General features: G+C 60.1%; 15 protein-coding genes. 4 read left to right on the plus strand and 11 right to left on the minus strand.

The annotated features are described in order from the left end of the window. Nucleotides 1–21: 21 nt before the first annotated feature. Complete coding sequence (locus BM074_RS12190) at nucleotides 22–669, minus strand: DapH/DapD/GlmU-related protein (RefSeq protein ID WP_091922260.1); 648 nt, start codon at nucleotides 667–669, stop codon at nucleotides 22–24. 274 nt (nucleotides 670–943) lie between these two features. Here BM074_RS12190 and BM074_RS12195 point away from each other — a divergent pair, with 274 nt between their 5' ends. Both BM074_RS12195 and BM074_RS12200 read left to right on the plus strand, forming a co-directional pair. After that, entirely contained in the window at nucleotides 944–1,537 is a 594-nt protein-coding gene (locus tag BM074_RS12195; protein WP_091922262.1) for an SCO family protein, read from the plus strand. Nucleotides 1,538–1,547: 10 nt separating this feature from the next. Next, a complete protein-coding gene (locus BM074_RS12200) occupies nucleotides 1,548–2,432 on the plus strand; it encodes a 50S ribosomal protein L11 methyltransferase (RefSeq protein WP_091922264.1) in 885 nt (294 codons plus the stop codon). Nucleotides 2,433–2,436: 4 nt separating this feature from the next. On the opposite strand, the gene BM074_RS23025 is transcribed toward BM074_RS12200, so the two are convergent. Beyond that, on the minus strand, nucleotides 2,437–2,577 hold the full coding sequence (locus tag BM074_RS23025; protein WP_153668675.1) for a hypothetical protein: 141 nt from the start codon (nucleotides 2,575–2,577) through the stop codon (nucleotides 2,437–2,439). Between the two features lie 249 nt (nucleotides 2,578–2,826). Here BM074_RS23025 and BM074_RS12205 point away from each other — a divergent pair, with 249 nt between their 5' ends. After that, nucleotides 2,827–4,671 (plus strand): aminopeptidase P family protein, encoded by a 1,845-nt coding sequence (locus BM074_RS12205; RefSeq protein WP_091922266.1) that lies wholly within the window; start codon nucleotides 2,827–2,829, stop codon nucleotides 4,669–4,671. A gap of 7 nt (nucleotides 4,672–4,678) precedes the next feature. Here BM074_RS12205 and BM074_RS12210 read toward each other — a convergent pair whose 3' ends face one another. The 9 genes from BM074_RS12210 to BM074_RS12250 form a co-directional block, all read right to left on the minus strand. Further along, nucleotides 4,679–4,972, minus strand: coding sequence for an AzlD family protein (locus BM074_RS12210; RefSeq protein WP_027231884.1), 294 nt, complete (start codon nucleotides 4,970–4,972; stop codon nucleotides 4,679–4,681). 1 nt (nucleotide 4,973) lies between these two features. Further along, complete coding sequence (locus tag BM074_RS12215) at nucleotides 4,974–5,714, minus strand: AzlC family ABC transporter permease (RefSeq protein ID WP_091922268.1); 741 nt, start codon at nucleotides 5,712–5,714, stop codon at nucleotides 4,974–4,976. A gap of 104 nt (nucleotides 5,715–5,818) precedes the next feature. Continuing rightward, nucleotides 5,819–6,538, minus strand: coding sequence for a DUF2461 domain-containing protein (locus BM074_RS12220; protein ID WP_091922270.1), 720 nt, complete (start codon nucleotides 6,536–6,538; stop codon nucleotides 5,819–5,821). Then, on the minus strand, nucleotides 6,535–8,679 hold the full coding sequence (gene ligA, locus BM074_RS12225; protein WP_091922272.1) for an NAD-dependent DNA ligase LigA: 2,145 nt from the start codon (nucleotides 8,677–8,679) through the stop codon (nucleotides 6,535–6,537). Before ligA ends, BM074_RS12220 begins: the two co-directional genes overlap by 4 nt. Nucleotides 8,680–8,791: 112 nt before the next feature. Further along, nucleotides 8,792–10,471: a DNA repair protein RecN gene (recN, locus tag BM074_RS12230; RefSeq protein ID WP_091922274.1), complete on the minus strand. Its 1,680-nt coding sequence runs from the start codon at nucleotides 10,469–10,471 to the stop codon at nucleotides 8,792–8,794. Between the two features lie 18 nt (nucleotides 10,472–10,489). Continuing rightward, nucleotides 10,490–11,356, minus strand: a complete 867-nt coding sequence (locus tag BM074_RS12235) for an outer membrane protein assembly factor BamD (protein ID WP_091922451.1) — start codon at nucleotides 11,354–11,356, stop codon at nucleotides 10,490–10,492. A 376-nt stretch (nucleotides 11,357–11,732) separates the two neighbouring features. Then, entirely contained in the window at nucleotides 11,733–12,902 is a 1,170-nt protein-coding gene (locus BM074_RS12240) for an MFS transporter (protein ID WP_091922452.1), read from the minus strand. A 148-nt stretch (nucleotides 12,903–13,050) separates the two neighbouring features. Continuing rightward, a complete protein-coding gene (locus BM074_RS12245) occupies nucleotides 13,051–13,614 on the minus strand; it encodes a DUF4865 family protein (protein ID WP_091922276.1) in 564 nt (187 codons plus the stop codon). Next, on the minus strand, nucleotides 13,611–14,021 hold the full coding sequence (locus tag BM074_RS12250; RefSeq protein WP_091922278.1) for a tautomerase family protein: 411 nt from the start codon (nucleotides 14,019–14,021) through the stop codon (nucleotides 13,611–13,613). Before BM074_RS12250 ends, BM074_RS12245 begins: the two co-directional genes overlap by 4 nt. A gap of 118 nt (nucleotides 14,022–14,139) precedes the next feature. Here BM074_RS12250 and BM074_RS12255 point away from each other — a divergent pair, with 118 nt between their 5' ends. Next, nucleotides 14,140–15,033, plus strand: a complete 894-nt coding sequence (locus BM074_RS12255) for a LysR substrate-binding domain-containing protein (RefSeq protein ID WP_091922280.1) — start codon at nucleotides 14,140–14,142, stop codon at nucleotides 15,031–15,033. Nucleotides 15,034–15,130: the final 97 nt, after the last annotated feature.

Consider the following 15,130-nt stretch of genomic DNA (forward strand, 5'->3'; position numbering starts at 1 on the left):
TAAGGCGGCGATTGCAAGCCATTATGAGCCGGGGCGATGCCCTTCCCACTTTGCCAGGAAGTCTTCGATGGAAAGCGACTGGATGTCGGGAATTGCCTCGAAGATGCTGTCGAGCGGCCAGTCCCACCACGCAAGTTCGAGGAGGCGTGTCGCGATAGCCTGCGGGAAACGCGGCCGTATCATCCTTGCCGGGCTGCCGGCTACGATCATATAGGGCTCGACACTGCGCGTGACCACGGCATTGGCGCCGATGACGGCGCCGTGCCCGATCTCGACAGCGGGCATGATCACCGCGCCGTGGCCAATCCAGACATCGTGGCCGATGCGGACCCGCTTCGCCTGTCTGCGGGCGCGAAATCCGTTATCGATGCCCTGAAAGCGAAAATATTCATTCGGGCGATAGCTGACCTTGTGCATCGTCAGCCGCTCCATGGGATGTTCGAGCGCATTGATGCGAACATTGGCGGCGATCGAACAGAAGCGCCCGATGTCGGCGTAGATACCCTCGCTGTGCCGTTCCAGATAGGAGAAATCGCCGACCGTCACGTCGCGCAGGATCACTCTTTCACCGACTTCCGCATATTTGCCGAGCTTGACGCCCTTGAGCTGCGCGGTCGGATGTATTCGCGGCTGCTCGTTCATAAGACGGGGATCGTTGGTCTCAGCCATGGCATCTTCTCGAAACTGGTTGGCGGGCATCGTGCCCACGGCATTTCTTTTGCATAAACCGCGGGCAAATCCTATATTCGCGTCATGAAAACATCGCCGTCGGTCAGCACGCCCAGATTGATGCTCTACGCAGCGCTCGCGCTTGGCGCGTCAGTCGCAACGGGACTGACCTTTGCCGCATGGTTTAACAATAGCGATTCGATCTTTCTTTCTCTCATTAATGCGGGTCTTGCCTGGTGCATGTAGCCGCCACGCCGTCCCGGAGCCTTCATCCATGAATAGACGCCTGCTGCCTCTTCTTATCGCGGCGACCTTGCTTTTTGTGGCCGCGGCCGGATGGGTCACTTTTGAGGCGTCGCGCAAGAGCGCAGGCGGGGCGCAAGGCCCGTTCGGTTCAGCATTTCAACTGACGACGATGAATGGCGAGCCGATCACCGAAGCAGCTTTCCGGCAAAAGCCCTCTGCGATCTTCTTCGGCTTCACCCATTGCCCGGAAATATGCCCGACGACCTTGTTCGAACTTGACGGCTGGCTGAAAAAGCTCGGACCCGAGGCGGACGGCGTCAACGCCTATTTCGTGACGGTCGATCCGGAACGGGATGACGCGGCAACGCTGAAAGCCTATGTCGGCAATGTTTCCGATCGCATCGTCGGCGTCACCGGCGAGCCCGACAAGCTTGCCGCCATGCTCAAGGGCTACAGCGTCTACGCCCGCAAGGTTCCCGTAGAGGGTAGTGATGGCTACACGATGGACCACACTGCGTCGATCTATCTGCTCGACAGCAAGGGCGGCTTCTTCGGCACCATTGCCTATGGCGAAAATCCTGATACGGCTGTCGAGAAATTGCAACGCCTCGCCAAGAGCTGAAAGTTCCCTGATGACCACGCAGACCCGTCTTTTCCTCACCGCCGGCAAGATCGAGGCCGGCCGCGTCTTCGCCCTGTTGGAGCGCGCATTCGAAGAGGACGGCCTGCCAATATCTTCCTCGGAAATCGATGAGGATCGCGAAATCTTCGAAGTCTCCGTCTATACGTTCGAGCCCGACGAGATCGAGGCGCGCATGCGCGACGCACTCGGAAGCGACATGTTCGGCCTTGAGCTCCAGCGCGAACAGGTGCCGGACATCGACTGGGTGGCGCATTCGCTCGAAGGACTGAAACCTGTGCGCGCCGGACGCTTCTTCGTCCATGGCTCGCATGATCGCGACAAGCGGCGGATCAACGATCTCGCCATCCAGATCGACGCTGGCCAGGCTTTCGGTACCGGCCACCACGGCACGACGTCCGGCTGTCTCGACATGATCGGCGAAGTGATCCGCAGGGATCATCCGCAAAACGCGCTTGATCTCGGCACAGGCAGTGCAGTCCTTGCCATCGGCATCGCCAAGCTCGCACCGATCCCGGTGCTCGCGACCGATATCGATCCTGTTGCGGTGGCGGTCGCCCGCGAAAATGTCGTCAAGAACGGTGTCGCCGCTCGCGTCAAAACCGAAACGGCGACCGGTTTCCACCATCCGGCAATGCGTCTTGCGGCGCCATTCGATCTGATCGTTGCCAATATCCTGGCCCGGCCGCTGATGCAGCTCGCGCCCGAAATGCGCAGGCACCTCGCCTATGGCGGCTCGCTAATCCTTTCCGGAATACTGGATTCACAGCGCGAAAAGGTTTTGGCCGCCTATCGTATCCAGGGGCTATTCCACCAGAAGACGCTGCACCGCGAAGGCTGGGTGACGCTGCACCTCAAGTCCCGGGCAACCTACTGAAGCGTCAAACGGAATAGATCCTGTGCCGGTATCTTTCGCGCGGCGCGTCGATGGCGCGCACGGCATAGCGGCCCATTTGGGCCGTGCGACAGGAAACCAGGTTTTCAAGGGCTGTCTTGAAAAATCCGCGGATCTTCTGGGCCATGTCTCATCTCCGTGATTATGGTGGCAGACCGATCCTCCCGCTTCGAATCTAGCTGATTTTGCCCGCCTCCCGCCAGCGCGGTTCACGCATGGCAGTGATGCACCTCACACATGCGCCCCGCAATAATTCTGCAATCTTCCTGTGCGGCTGCTGATTCCCCCGGCAAAATTCGCTCTACGCATCGCCTCTTCCATTGCGCGAGCCCGGCCGTGGCGATAGGTTCGGCCTCCAACAAAAGAGGTCAGATTAATCATGTTCCAGTCGTTTGAGGTCGTCAGCAATCCAGCTACCGGCGGCCCCCGCGTTGCAAAACTGCGCGCCGAACTCGAATCCCTTGGTCTCGACGGATTTCTGGTACCGCGCGCCGACGAGCATCAGGGCGAATACGTGCCCGCCCGCGCGCGCCGGCTCGCATGGCTGACCGGCTTCACCGGGTCGGCCGGCGTCGCCTTGATCATGAAGGACAAGGCCTATCTCTTTGTCGATGGCCGCTACACATTGCAGGCGGCCGAACAGACCGATCCGAACGTTTTCACCGTGGAAAGCCTGGTCGATACGCCGCCGCCGGTATGGCTGCGCAACGCCGAACGGAAATTCACGATCGGCTTCGATCCCTGGCTTCACACGATAAGCGAAACCAAGGCGCTGCGCGAGGCGCTCGAGAAAAATGGCGGCACGCTCGTTGCGGTGAAGGATAATCTCGTTGATTTGATCTGGGACGACCAGCCTTCGGCGCCGCTCGAACAGGTCACGATCCAGCCCGAAAAATATGCGGGCAAGCTTGCCAGCGAGAAACTGCATGAGATGGCCGCGACGGTTGCCAAGGCCAAGGCCGATGCGACCATCCTCACCGATCCGTCATCGATCGCCTGGGCTTTCAACATTCGCGGCAACGATGTCAGCAATACGCCGCTCCCCCTCGCCTTTGCCCTCATCCCGGCAAGCGGGGAGCCGCTTCTCTTCATCGACAAGCGCAAGCTGCCGATCGAGACCGAAGCATACCTCACCCAGCTTTCGACGCTGCGCGCGCCGTCGACCCTCGAAGGCGACGTTGCTGCCTTTGCCGCTGGAGGCAAGACGGTGATGCTCGACCCGGCGCTTGCAGCAGAAAAACTGCGCCTGATCATCGAGCAGGCAGGCGGCAAGGTGGCCGATGGACTTGATCCCGCACGCCTGCCACGAGCGTTGAAGAATGCTGTGGAGCTTCAGGGCGCCCGCAAGTCGCATGAGCGCGACGGCGTCGCCATGTCGTCATTCCTGTCGTGGATCGACACGCAGGCACCCGGCACGATCGACGAGATCAAGGCGGCGACCAAGCTTGAAGAAACGCGGCGCAAGGTGGCCGAAGGTTTCCAGATGCCGCTCGAAAACCTCTCCTTCGACAGTATTTCCGGCGCCGGTCCGAACGGCGCTTTCGCCCACTACCGCGTCAGCACCCAGTCGAACCGCGTGCTCCAGGACGGCGAACTTTATTTGATCGATAGCGGCGGGCAATACCGCGACGGCACCACCGATATCACCCGCACCTTGCCGGTCGGCACGCCGACCGAGGACATGAAGCGCAAGTTCACCCTTGTGCTCAAGGGCATGATCGCTATTTCCACGGCGCGTTTTCCGAAGGGGACACGCGGCATGGATATCGACGTTCTCGCCCGTATTGCCTTGTGGAAGCAGGGTTACGACTATGGCCATGGCACCGGCCACGGCGTCGGCTCGTTCCTGTCCGTTCACGAGGGGCCGCAGAGCATCTCGAAGCGTGGCGTCCATGAGCTGCTTCCGGGCATGATCCTTTCGAACGAGCCCGGCTATTACAAGCCCGGCGGCTACGGTATCCGTACCGAGAACCTGCTGATCGTCACCGAGCCTTCGGTGCCGGAGGGCGGCGACTTGCCGATGATGGGTTTCGAGACGATCACCCTGTGCCCGATCGACAAGCGCCTCATCGACACCGATCTTCTCGTGCGCGATGAACTCGTCTGGCTTGACGATTATCACGCCCGCGTACGTGAAACCCTGCTGCCGCATGTCAGCGGCGAGGAACGCGACTGGCTGATCGCGGCGACGGAACCCTTCAGCCACGAACCGAAGGGCTGAGATCGGCTCAGGAAAACTGGCGCAGCAGGATGATCATTGCTGCGCCGGCAAGAAACATCGTCAGAGCATTGAAGCGCAGCGAAACCAGCCCGGCGAAGACGAGCGCAACCAGCCCGCGCCAATCGGCGGTTGCGATGGCAGGCGCGACAAGCGTCGTCAATACCGCCGCGGGAACGGCATTGAGGGCAACCTCGACGCGCGGGTGAATGCGCTCAAAGCGCGAGAGTACGAGGTGCCCGCCGATACGGGTCAGGAATGTCAGGATCGCGCCGGCAACCGTAATCCAGAAGATCGACGACATCTTAGTCCTTCCCTTGCGCTTTTTCAGGTTTGGCGACGATGACAGCGACGAGGATGCCGGCAAGTGCGCCAATGCTCACATGCCAAGGCGAGCCGATGGTCTTGTAGGCGATGATCGATACGACGCCACTGGCGATGACGATGGGCCCCCAATTATCGCGCTTGCGGAACCCCATGACGAGACCGAGAAAATAGATCGGCAGCAGCATGTCGATGCCAAGCGCATGCGGATCTGAAATGAGATTGCCGAAGAGGCCGCCGATCCAGGCCTCCAGCACCCACATGACATAGATCGGCGTCGCAACCCCGAGGTACCAGATAAAGGTTACAGGCTTGCCGGATTCAGCCCGCTTCTCGGTTTCCGCATATTGCGGATCGGTGAGCAGGAAATAGCTCAATAGGCCCTGCAGCGGCTTGAAATGGCCGATACGCCGTCCGACGGCTGCCGAATAGAGCACGTGCCGGAAATTGACCGCAAAGATCGAAAATACGATCAGCCAGGCAGGGACATTATGGCCAAAGAGTTCGATGCCGACCATCTGGCTGGCACCGCCGAAAATCGAGGCGCTCATGAACACCGCTTCGCCGACAGTAAAACCGTTGTCGATGGCAAGGGCGCCGAACAGCAGCCCGAACGGCGCCGACGCGACCATGATCGGCAGGCCCTTTACAAAGCCTTCCCAAAACTGCGTGCGGGAACTCGTCTCGCCGGTGGCCGTCCGCTGATATATTTGTTCGTCCATCGCCGTGCTCTAGGCTATACGCGCGAGTGTGTCACGCGAGATTTGTTGATCGATAAGATCAATGTTGCTGCAGTGAACCCTATTCGTTCCACCTGCCGATACGATTACAACGTAGCGACTTCAGTGACGAGCGTGCCCTCGATGGATCGACCCCAGTCGATCAGCGGTCTGGATCGCAAGGCGAAATCAAACAGATCATCGGCAAGCTCCGGCGCGGTAATCGCCCCAGGGTCAATCGCATGGCGCACGACGAAACTCCGGTTGCGCAGCGCTTCGATCAAATCCGCATCCGTCACGTCGTCAAAGCCGCGCGGCGTTCGCTTCAACCGGTCGCTGTCGCGCAATTCAAGGCCGTTCCTGCGCAGGGCCTCGACCATCGCACGGTATTTCTCCGGCTTCGTGACAATCGATTGGCGCATGGCGGTGAGGAGTTCGCCCTTCGGCTGCCACCAGGCCACCGCCGCATAGCAGCCGCGATAATCTTCGAGCCCGACGCAAACGTAAAAGCATCCGGTTTCGGTCCATTTGCTGCCGTCTGGAGAAAGCAATGCCGAAAGATGCCGGTTATAGGGGCTCTTGTCCTTGGCAAAGCGCGTGTCGCGCTTTATCCGAAACTGCGACTTCTTGCGATCACCTTTAAACGGGAGGCCTGCCTTTTCGAAGCGGGCGATCAGGTCTTCGACGAGATCGCCGAGCGGTTCGTAGAGATGGGCCTCGAAAAGCTCCTTGTTTTCGAGAAACCACTCCCGATTCTGATGGAAATCCAGCGCTTTGAGGAAGGGCAAGGCCTTGTCGCCGAAGCCCTTGAACAGCGGCTCGCTCATGCTCCCACCAACGTGAACCACGAATCCTCGTCAATGACCTCGATGCCGAGCGTTTGCGCCTGCGCGAGCTTCGAGCCGGCGCCTGGCCCGGCAACGACAAGATCGGTTTTCTTGGAGACGGACCCCGCGGTCTTAGCGCCGTAGCGCTCGGCCATCGCCTTCGCCTCGTCGCGCGACATACGCTCGAGCGACCCTGTGAAGACGATCGTCTTGCCCGCCACGGGCGAGTCGTTGACTGTCTTTACTTCCTCGTCGAGCGGTGTCACTTCGGCAAGAAGCGCCGCAAGCGCCTCGCGATTATGTTCCTCCGCGTAAAAATCGACGAGCGCCTCGGCGACGATGCTGCCGATACCTTCAACGTCGTTGAGTTCGCGCCAGGCATCGTTGCCCTTGTCGGATCTGTCCTTCGGCATCTCGGCCGCCATGGCTGTTTCGGCCAGCCGTGCATACGAGCGGAAGGCTTTCGCCAGCCGCTTCGCATTGACTTCGCCGACATGGCGTATGCCAAGGCCGTAGATGAAGCGGCTCAATGACACTTCCCGCCTGTCGTCGATGGCGTCATAGAGCTTTTTGACCGATAGGGTGCCAAAACCGTCGATATTTTCCAGCTTTGCCAACGAGTTGGCTTGCCGCTTCTTCAACGTGAAGATGTCGGCAGGCGTGCCGATATGGAGCGCAGGATCGTCCGATTTGAAGAAAAACTCGACCTGCTTTTCGCCAAGTCCCTCAATGTCGAACGCGTTGCGCGAGACGAAATGCCGTATCCGCTCCACGGCCTGGGCGGGGCAGATCAGCCCGCCGGTGCAGCGACGCACCGCCTCGCCTTCCTCGCGCACGGCATGGGAGCCGCAAGCCGGGCATGTGTCGGGAAAGACGTAAGGAGCCGATCCGCGCGGCTTGTCCGCCACGATATCGACGATCTGCGGAATGACGTCACCGGCGCGTTGCACGACGACCGTATCGCCGATGCGCAAGTCGCGACCTTCCCTGATCGGCTGCCCATTCTGACCAATACCCTTGATGTAATCTTCATTGTGCAGGGTGACGTTGGTGACGACAACGCCGCCTACCGTGACCGGTTCCAGCCGCGCAACCGGCGTCAGCGCCCCCGTGCGTCCGACCTGAATATCGATGCCGCGCAGTATGGTCATCGCCCGTTCCGCCGGGAACTTGTGGGCGATGGCCCAGCGCGGGCTGCGCGAAACGAAACCGAGACGCTGCTGCAGGGCAAGCTCGTCGACCTTGTAGACCACCCCGTCGATGTCGTAGCCAAGAAGCGCGCGCTGTTCCTCGATCTCGTGGTAGTGCTTGACCAGCCCCTCCACCGTCTCGAAGCGCTTCATCAGCGGGTTGACGCGGAATCCATAGTCCTTGAAGGCCGCAACCATCCCCATCTGGGTCTTCGCCGGCATTTCGCTTATTTCGCCCCAGGCATAGGCAAAGAACTGCAGCGGGCGCGACGCCGTGATCGTGGCATCAAGCTGGCGCAGCGATCCTGCCGCGGCATTGCGCGGGTTGGCGAAGATTTGCTTGCCTTCCTTGGCCTGGCGTTCATTGAGTGCGGCAAAATCCGCATGGCTCATATAAACCTCGCCGCGCACCTCGAGCACCTCTGGCGGCTTGCCGCTGAGGACGTTCGGAATGCTCGCAACGGTACGGGCATTGAGCGTGACATTCTCGCCGGTCGCTCCGTCGCCGCGCGTCGCCGCCGTCACGAGCCGCCCGAGTTCGTAGCGCAGGGACAGCGACAGGCCATCGATCTTCGGCTCGGCAGTGATGGCTACCGGGGCATCCGCACCAAGCTTGAGAAAGCGGCGGATACGGCCGACAAAATCCGCAACGTCGCTGTCGGAAAAAGCGTTGTCCAACGACAGCATCGGAATGGCATGCGTAACCTTGCCGAACTTTTCCGAGACGCTGGCGCCGACCTTGTTGGAGGGCGAATCTTCGCGCTTCAGGTGCGGGAAGCGCTGCTCGATGGCAAGGTTGCGTCGGCGCAGGGCGTCATACTCGGCATCCGAGATGATCGGCGCATCCTCCGTGTTATAGCGATAGTCGTGCTGGGCGATCTCCGCTGCCAGCCGGCCAAGTTCCTCGGCCGCTTCCGGCTCAGTCAGTTTTTCTACGGGGGTGTCTGCCATGGCCTGTCCGACGCTGAATATACGGATTCGGACGGGAGATTAGCCTAACATATACCGAAAAGCATCGTGCAATCTGCGCGTTGGCGGCGCAGCCGCCACCTCCTGCCATAACTCAGGAAATGGCGGCGGCGTTCTCGCGCAAAAGCCGAACCGCCGCGGCGCGGGCCTCGTCGGTGACGCTGGCGCCTGCAAGCATGCGGGCGATTTCCTCCTGCCGGTCGTTCGTTTCCATCGCCCGGATGGATGTCGCAACCCGGTCATTTCCGGCTGCCGATTTCACAATGAGAAAGTGTGTCTGTGCCCTCGCAGCCACCTGCGGCGCGTGCGTTACCGAAAGCACCTGCACCTGACCGGCAAGACGACGCAGCCGCTGGCCGATCGCATCGGCAACTGCGCCGCCGACGCCCGTGTCGATTTCGTCGAAGACGAGGGTCGGCGCCGAACCACGATCGGCAAGCGCCACCTTGAGTGCAAGCAGGAAGCGCGAAAGTTCGCCCCCTGACGCAACCTTCATCATGGGCCCGGCACGCGTGCCAGGGTTTGTCCGCACCCAGTATTCGATCGTGTCGATGCCATCGGCGCTGCGGTTTGCCGGGTCCGTCTTGATTTCAACGATGAACTCGGCGCGCTCGAGCTTGAGCGCCGGCAGTTCGGCCATCACCGCCTGCTTGAGATGATCAGCAGTTTCGATGCGATCGGCCGAAAGCACAGCCGCTGCACGATCATAAGCATCGCGCGCTGCCGTTGCCTCAAGTTCCAGCACGGCAAGCCGCTCGGCGCCTGCGTCGATATCGGCGAGATCGGCATCCATCCTATCGCGCAGCGCGGCAAGATCGTCGACCGCGACGGAATATTTACGCGCAGCTGCACGCAGAGCAAAAAGTCGCTCCTCCGTCTGTTCGAGGACGCGCGGGTCAAAATCGATGGCACGAATTGCATGTTCGACGCCATTTTGCGCTTCGGCGAGTGCATTGAGCGCTTCATCGATCGCCTTGACGACCGGTTCGAGCAGTTGCGGCGCTTCGGGAACCTTGCGTTCGAGCCGGCGCACCAGGCTCGCCAGCGACGGCACTGGCGACCCGTTGCCCGAAAGCACCTCATTGGCATCGTTGACATCGCCCGCAATCCTTTCGGATCGCATCATATCCGTCCGCTTGATCGCCAGCGTCTCTTCTTCTTGCGGCTCGGGATCGAGCTTGGCGAGTTCTTCGACGGAGGCGCGCAAATAGTCGGCCTCGCGCGCGGCGGCCTCCACCTTGGCCCGGTGGCGCACGAGCGAATGCTCCGCGTCGCGCCATGCCTTGTACAGGTCGCGAACTTGCGCCGCCTTGACTTCCAGCGCCCCGAAGGCGTCGAGCAGCGTGCGATGAATGTCGATATCGACAAGAGCCCGATCATCGTGCTGTCCGTGAATTTCGACAAGCCGTTTCCCGAGCTCGCGCAGCAGGGTCACGCTTGCCGCCTGATCATTGATGAACACGCGGCTGCGGCCGTCAGCGGTCTGAACACGGCGCAGGATGATGTCGCCGTCGTCATCGATATCGTTGTCGCGCAGCAAGGCACGGGCCGGATGACCGCCTGTCACATCGAATACCGCCGTTACCTGGCCCTGGTCGGCACCATGGCGAACGAGCGAGGCGTCGCCGCGCGCTCCGAGAGCCAGCGACAGCGCGTCGAGAAGAATGGATTTGCCGGCACCGGTCTCGCCGGTCAGCACCGACAGGCCATCGCGAAACTCGATGTCGAGCCGTTCAATCAGAACAATATCGCGGATCGACAAATGCGAAAGCATGGATCGCTCAGGTTAGGGTCAGACGCCGTCTTTGCCACCAGTAATAGCCGCTGCGGCCTTGGAAAGCCACGATCCAGCGCTTTCACGCGGCTGCAATCCACCGCTTTGCAAGAGCTTGTAGCTGTCCTTGTACCACTGGCTGTCCGGATAGTTCTGGCCGAGCACAGCGGCCGCCGCCTGCGCTTCGTTGGTTACGCCCAAGGCATAATAAGCCTCGGTTAGCCGCGCCAAAGCTTCTTCAACGTGGCGGGTGTTCGAATATTGCTCGACAACGCCGCGGAAGCGCTTGATGGCGGCGACATAATCCTTCCGCTCCAGATAGTAGCGGCCCACCTGCATTTCCTTGCCGGCGAGCTGGTCGCGGCCGAAGCGTATCTTCGCACGCGAGTCTTCAACATATTCGGAATCCGGGAAACGCTCGACCACCTCGTTGAAGGCGGCGATCGAACGGCGCGTCATGCCCTGTTCGCGCGTCACGTCCGGGATCTGGCGATAGTAGGCAAGGCCGGTGATGTAATAGGCGTAAGCCGCTTCCGGCTGGTTCGGATAGAGCGCGATGTAGCGCTTGGTCATGTTGACCGCTTCGTCATACTTGCCGGCGCGGTAATTGGCGAAGGCGCCCATGACCAGCGACTTGCGCGCAAATTCCGAATAGGGATGCTGGCGGTCGACCGCGTCGAACTTCTTGGCGGCCTCGTCGAGACGGCCAGAATTCAGATTGGCGAGCGCCTGATTGTAAAGAACGTCGGCGGGCTCGATCGTGTCGACATAGGCGTTGAGATCGATATCGTCATCCTTGGATGCACAACCTGTAATTGCCAATGCGCCGGCGATCGGAACAAGGAGAAGGGTCAGTCTGGCCTTGCCGCCAAACCGCTTATTCATCGACATTCTGCAGTTCGCCATGCTCTCTCCGGCCCCACACATAATTCAAGAGCATCACTCGCAAACCTGTTGGCCACGCTTGCGACTCATGCTCAAACAAAGTCAATCTTACCGTCGGTTGGGCGTTCATAAACCACAAGCCGAAAGAATCAGCAATCTTATTGCCATCCAATCGTCCAATTTTGTGGCGGAGCTCAAAAAGGTGGCGGAATAAGCAGGAAAGATTACTTCGGAAACCGGATAATATGCTTCAAATCATGAGGTTGAGGCAGTTGTTGAATGCAGGTTCCGCAAAGCCTTGAAGCTCGGTAATTTCACCGCTCCGCCATCTTATGAATGCCTAAGGCGATTCTGCAGGCGCTTTTGGCCCACGTACTCACGATCTTGGGCTGTCCGGCGTAATGGAGGTTCTTGTGGCAAGAAACAGGAGAAGCGCCAGCACCGCTACGCCGCCATGCACCCAATAGGCCAGGGCGTAACCGCCTATTTGAGTGAGCCAGCCGGCGACCGCATTGCTGAGTGAAGCGCCGATGCCCTGCACTGTCATGACTGCGGCAAGGCCGACATTGAAGCGTCCGGTTCCCGACAGAATCCGTTCCGCCGCGATCGGCGTCGCAATGCCGATCAGACCTGCGCCAACGCCGTCAAGGATCTGGACAGGGAAGATCGATACAAAACTTGTCAGCGTTCCGGCAATCGCGCCCCGTATGGGCAACGCAGCAAGCGCGATAATGAACACGGAGGCGAGGCCAAAGCGCCTGATCAACATTGGCGCGGCGAGCGCGGCAACGATCATCGCCAGCTGCGCGACCCCTATCGTAATCGCCGTCGTCCGAAACGGCGTCCCAAGCTGGACCGAAAAATTCTGCGCTACTAACCGGGTGATGGGTGCATTGCCAAAATGAAAGATCAGCAGCGTCACGGCAAGAAAGATCAAGCCCTTATTGTCGAAGAGCACGGCAAAGCCGGACGGGCCATTGTCGTTGTCGCGTTCAGGAACAAGGCCGCGCGCGACGTCATTGTCGATTTCATCCGGGTCGATTGCCAGTACGGCAACGATGCTGGCGACGGCGGTGATCAGCATGAGAACGACCACGCCACTTTCGCCGAACATAAGGATGGCCCCGAATGTTCCGGCCATGGAAACGACATTTCCGGCGTGGTTCCAGAATTCGTTGCTGGCCACCTGTCCTGGAAACTTCTTCTCGCCCACGAGGCCAAGCGTGAGGCCCATGAGCGCCGGGCCGATAATCGCGCCGACAATAGCGGTCGCAGACTGGCCACCGAACACCGACAGATTATCGGGGCTGACAAGTGTCCAAAGCGCACCGGCATTGACCAGCACGACAGGCACAATGATCAGCAGTCGCTTATGCCGCGACGCGTCCACCATGGCCCCAAACAAGGGCGTCGCCACCATTCCGAGTATGCCGCCAATCATCGCTATGAAGCCGAGCGTTACCGGCGTCCATCCGCGCGTTGCCAGAAACCCGTCAAGAAACGGACCAAGCCCATCGCGCGCATCGGCCAAGAAGAAGTTCAGCATGGCAAGTGCAATGAGCGAACGGCTGGCTAGCGATGTCTTTAATTCCGAATTCACGACCGGCTCCACGAGGTCGGTCGCGCTGGACCTGCGGATGCCGACAGCGTTACTCGTTGCATGGACATACGGCCGTTAAAAGCCCTACTAAAGTCTAATCGGATTGTGCCCCTTCCGGAAAGGAAACGTGCCCGACATCGAACGTCTCACCTGGTCTGGCTGAATTTCTCTCGCCCCATAGCTGAAAGCGCACGCGCGTCCAGGTCGTCGGCTCGAAAGCAGAAATCGACGCCAACGCGCCGTTCTGCTCGACATCCTCGAACACGTCGGCGCTCTCGCGCCTGCGCAAATCCGCAAGCGGTGCATAGGCCGGCGTTTCGCGAAGTTGGCGCGTTGCTGCGACTGCTTCCCGGACGTTCCGCGCGATCTGCGCCTCCCAGACGAACCAGGTCCGGACTGCGGGCCAGCCGAACGACTGTGTCAGGTTGGCGAAACCATCTCCGCAGATAAAGTCCATCATGCCGGATTCATTGTCCCAGACGTAGAAGGGCGCGTAGAGATTTTCGGTACTTCTGCTGCCTTTACGCGCTGTCAGGTAAGCTTTGAACTTAAGGCCGGGCAGGTTATCGAGAAGCGGCCCCTTTTCGGCGATCCGTCTGTCGATGATCGACATGTCGTAGTCGGCGGGCAGCGTGAAGCTATATTGCATGGCGATCATGTCCGGGCCTCCTCGACGGCAGCGCCATCCAGCATCTGGGTTTCGCCATTGCTGAACGACCACTCGTCCCGGCTCGATGTGCTGACGATGATCATGACGTCCTCGGGTCTTACCCCCGGGGACTCTGCAAGCAATGCCACGAGCCGCTTGTAGAACGCTCTCTTGATCGCCGTGTCCCGTGGCTTGCCCGTAGTGATGGTAAAGACGACAAAATCGTCGGAGCGCGGCCCACCGAAATAGGTGCGATCGAATATGAGTTCGCCGGGGCGCAACTGGTGGATCGCCTGGAACCGATCTGCCGCGGGCACGTCGAATGTTTCCACCATTGCCTGATGCAGGCTGTCGGAAAGCCCCTTCAAATACTCCGGCGACTTTCCCTCCAGCAGTGTGATCCGAGTGAATGGCATCGTTATAGTCCTTGGATTCTTGCGCAACTTTGCTTGACCCAGCGACTATACGCGCTCATGATGGTCCTTAAAATTAGAATAATTTAAACAATTGATCCTAAAATATAGGATAGTTAAAATGCGGCAGATCACATTGGATCTCGAGGTGCTGAGGACATTCGTCGCTGGCGTCGAGCTTGGCAGCTTCGCAAAGGCTGCTGACAAGCTTGGGCGGTCGACCTCTGCGGTCAGTTCGCAATTGAGAAAATTGGAGCAGCAGGCCGGCACGGATATCTTCGTCAAGCAAGGTCGCGGTCTTGCGTTGACGGATGCCGGAGAAACCATGCTGGCTTATGCGCGCCGCCTGCTCGATCTCAATGACGAGGCTATTGTAGCGATCCACGGCAGCGAACTCGAAGGCTGGGTGCGGCTTGGCCTGCAGGAGGATTTCGGCGAGACCATTTTGCCACAGGTACTGGGCCAGTTTGCACGCGCCCATCCAAAGGTTCGCATCGAAGCCCGTGTTGCGCGCAACGCCGAATTGATCGATCGCGTCACCTCCGGGAAACTCGATCTCGCGCTCGCCTGGAGCGACGGGGCGGTTACGCCCTATTGCGAGCGCATTGCCGAGGTGCCGATGTGCTGGGTAGGTTCGGCCAATGCGTCAATTGAACGGCTGGCAGTTGCTGACGATCCTCTGCCCTTGGCCTGCCTCGAAGCGCCTTGCCTGCTGCGCACTGCCGCCACCAACGCGCTCGATCATGCCGGCATCGCCTGGCGCCTCGCCTTTACCAGCCCCAGCCTTGCCGGCCTGTGGGCGGCAACGGCGGCAGGACTGGGCGTAACTGTTCGAACACCGGTTGGACTGCCGGCCAGCGTCCAGCCTCTGGCGCCGGTTGTAAGCGGCCTGCCCGGGCTGCCGTCGCTCAGTCTCCTCCTGCATCGCTCGCAATCGCATGCCGATCCGGCGACCCTTCGCCTCGCCGCCATCATGACCGAGGCAGTGCGCAGCGCTGTTTCTGTCGACCCATAGGAGCAGACACCAGGGTAAGAATAGCGTTCCAGCGGCCGTGCTAGTGTTAGTCTGCCATCCGGCGACCGAATCCGATGAGCAATAGAAACGCTGTTTC

The organism is Phyllobacterium sp. CL33Tsu (genome assembly GCF_900113985.1).
Taxonomy (GTDB): domain Bacteria; phylum Pseudomonadota; class Alphaproteobacteria; order Rhizobiales; family Rhizobiaceae; genus Phyllobacterium; species Phyllobacterium pellucidum.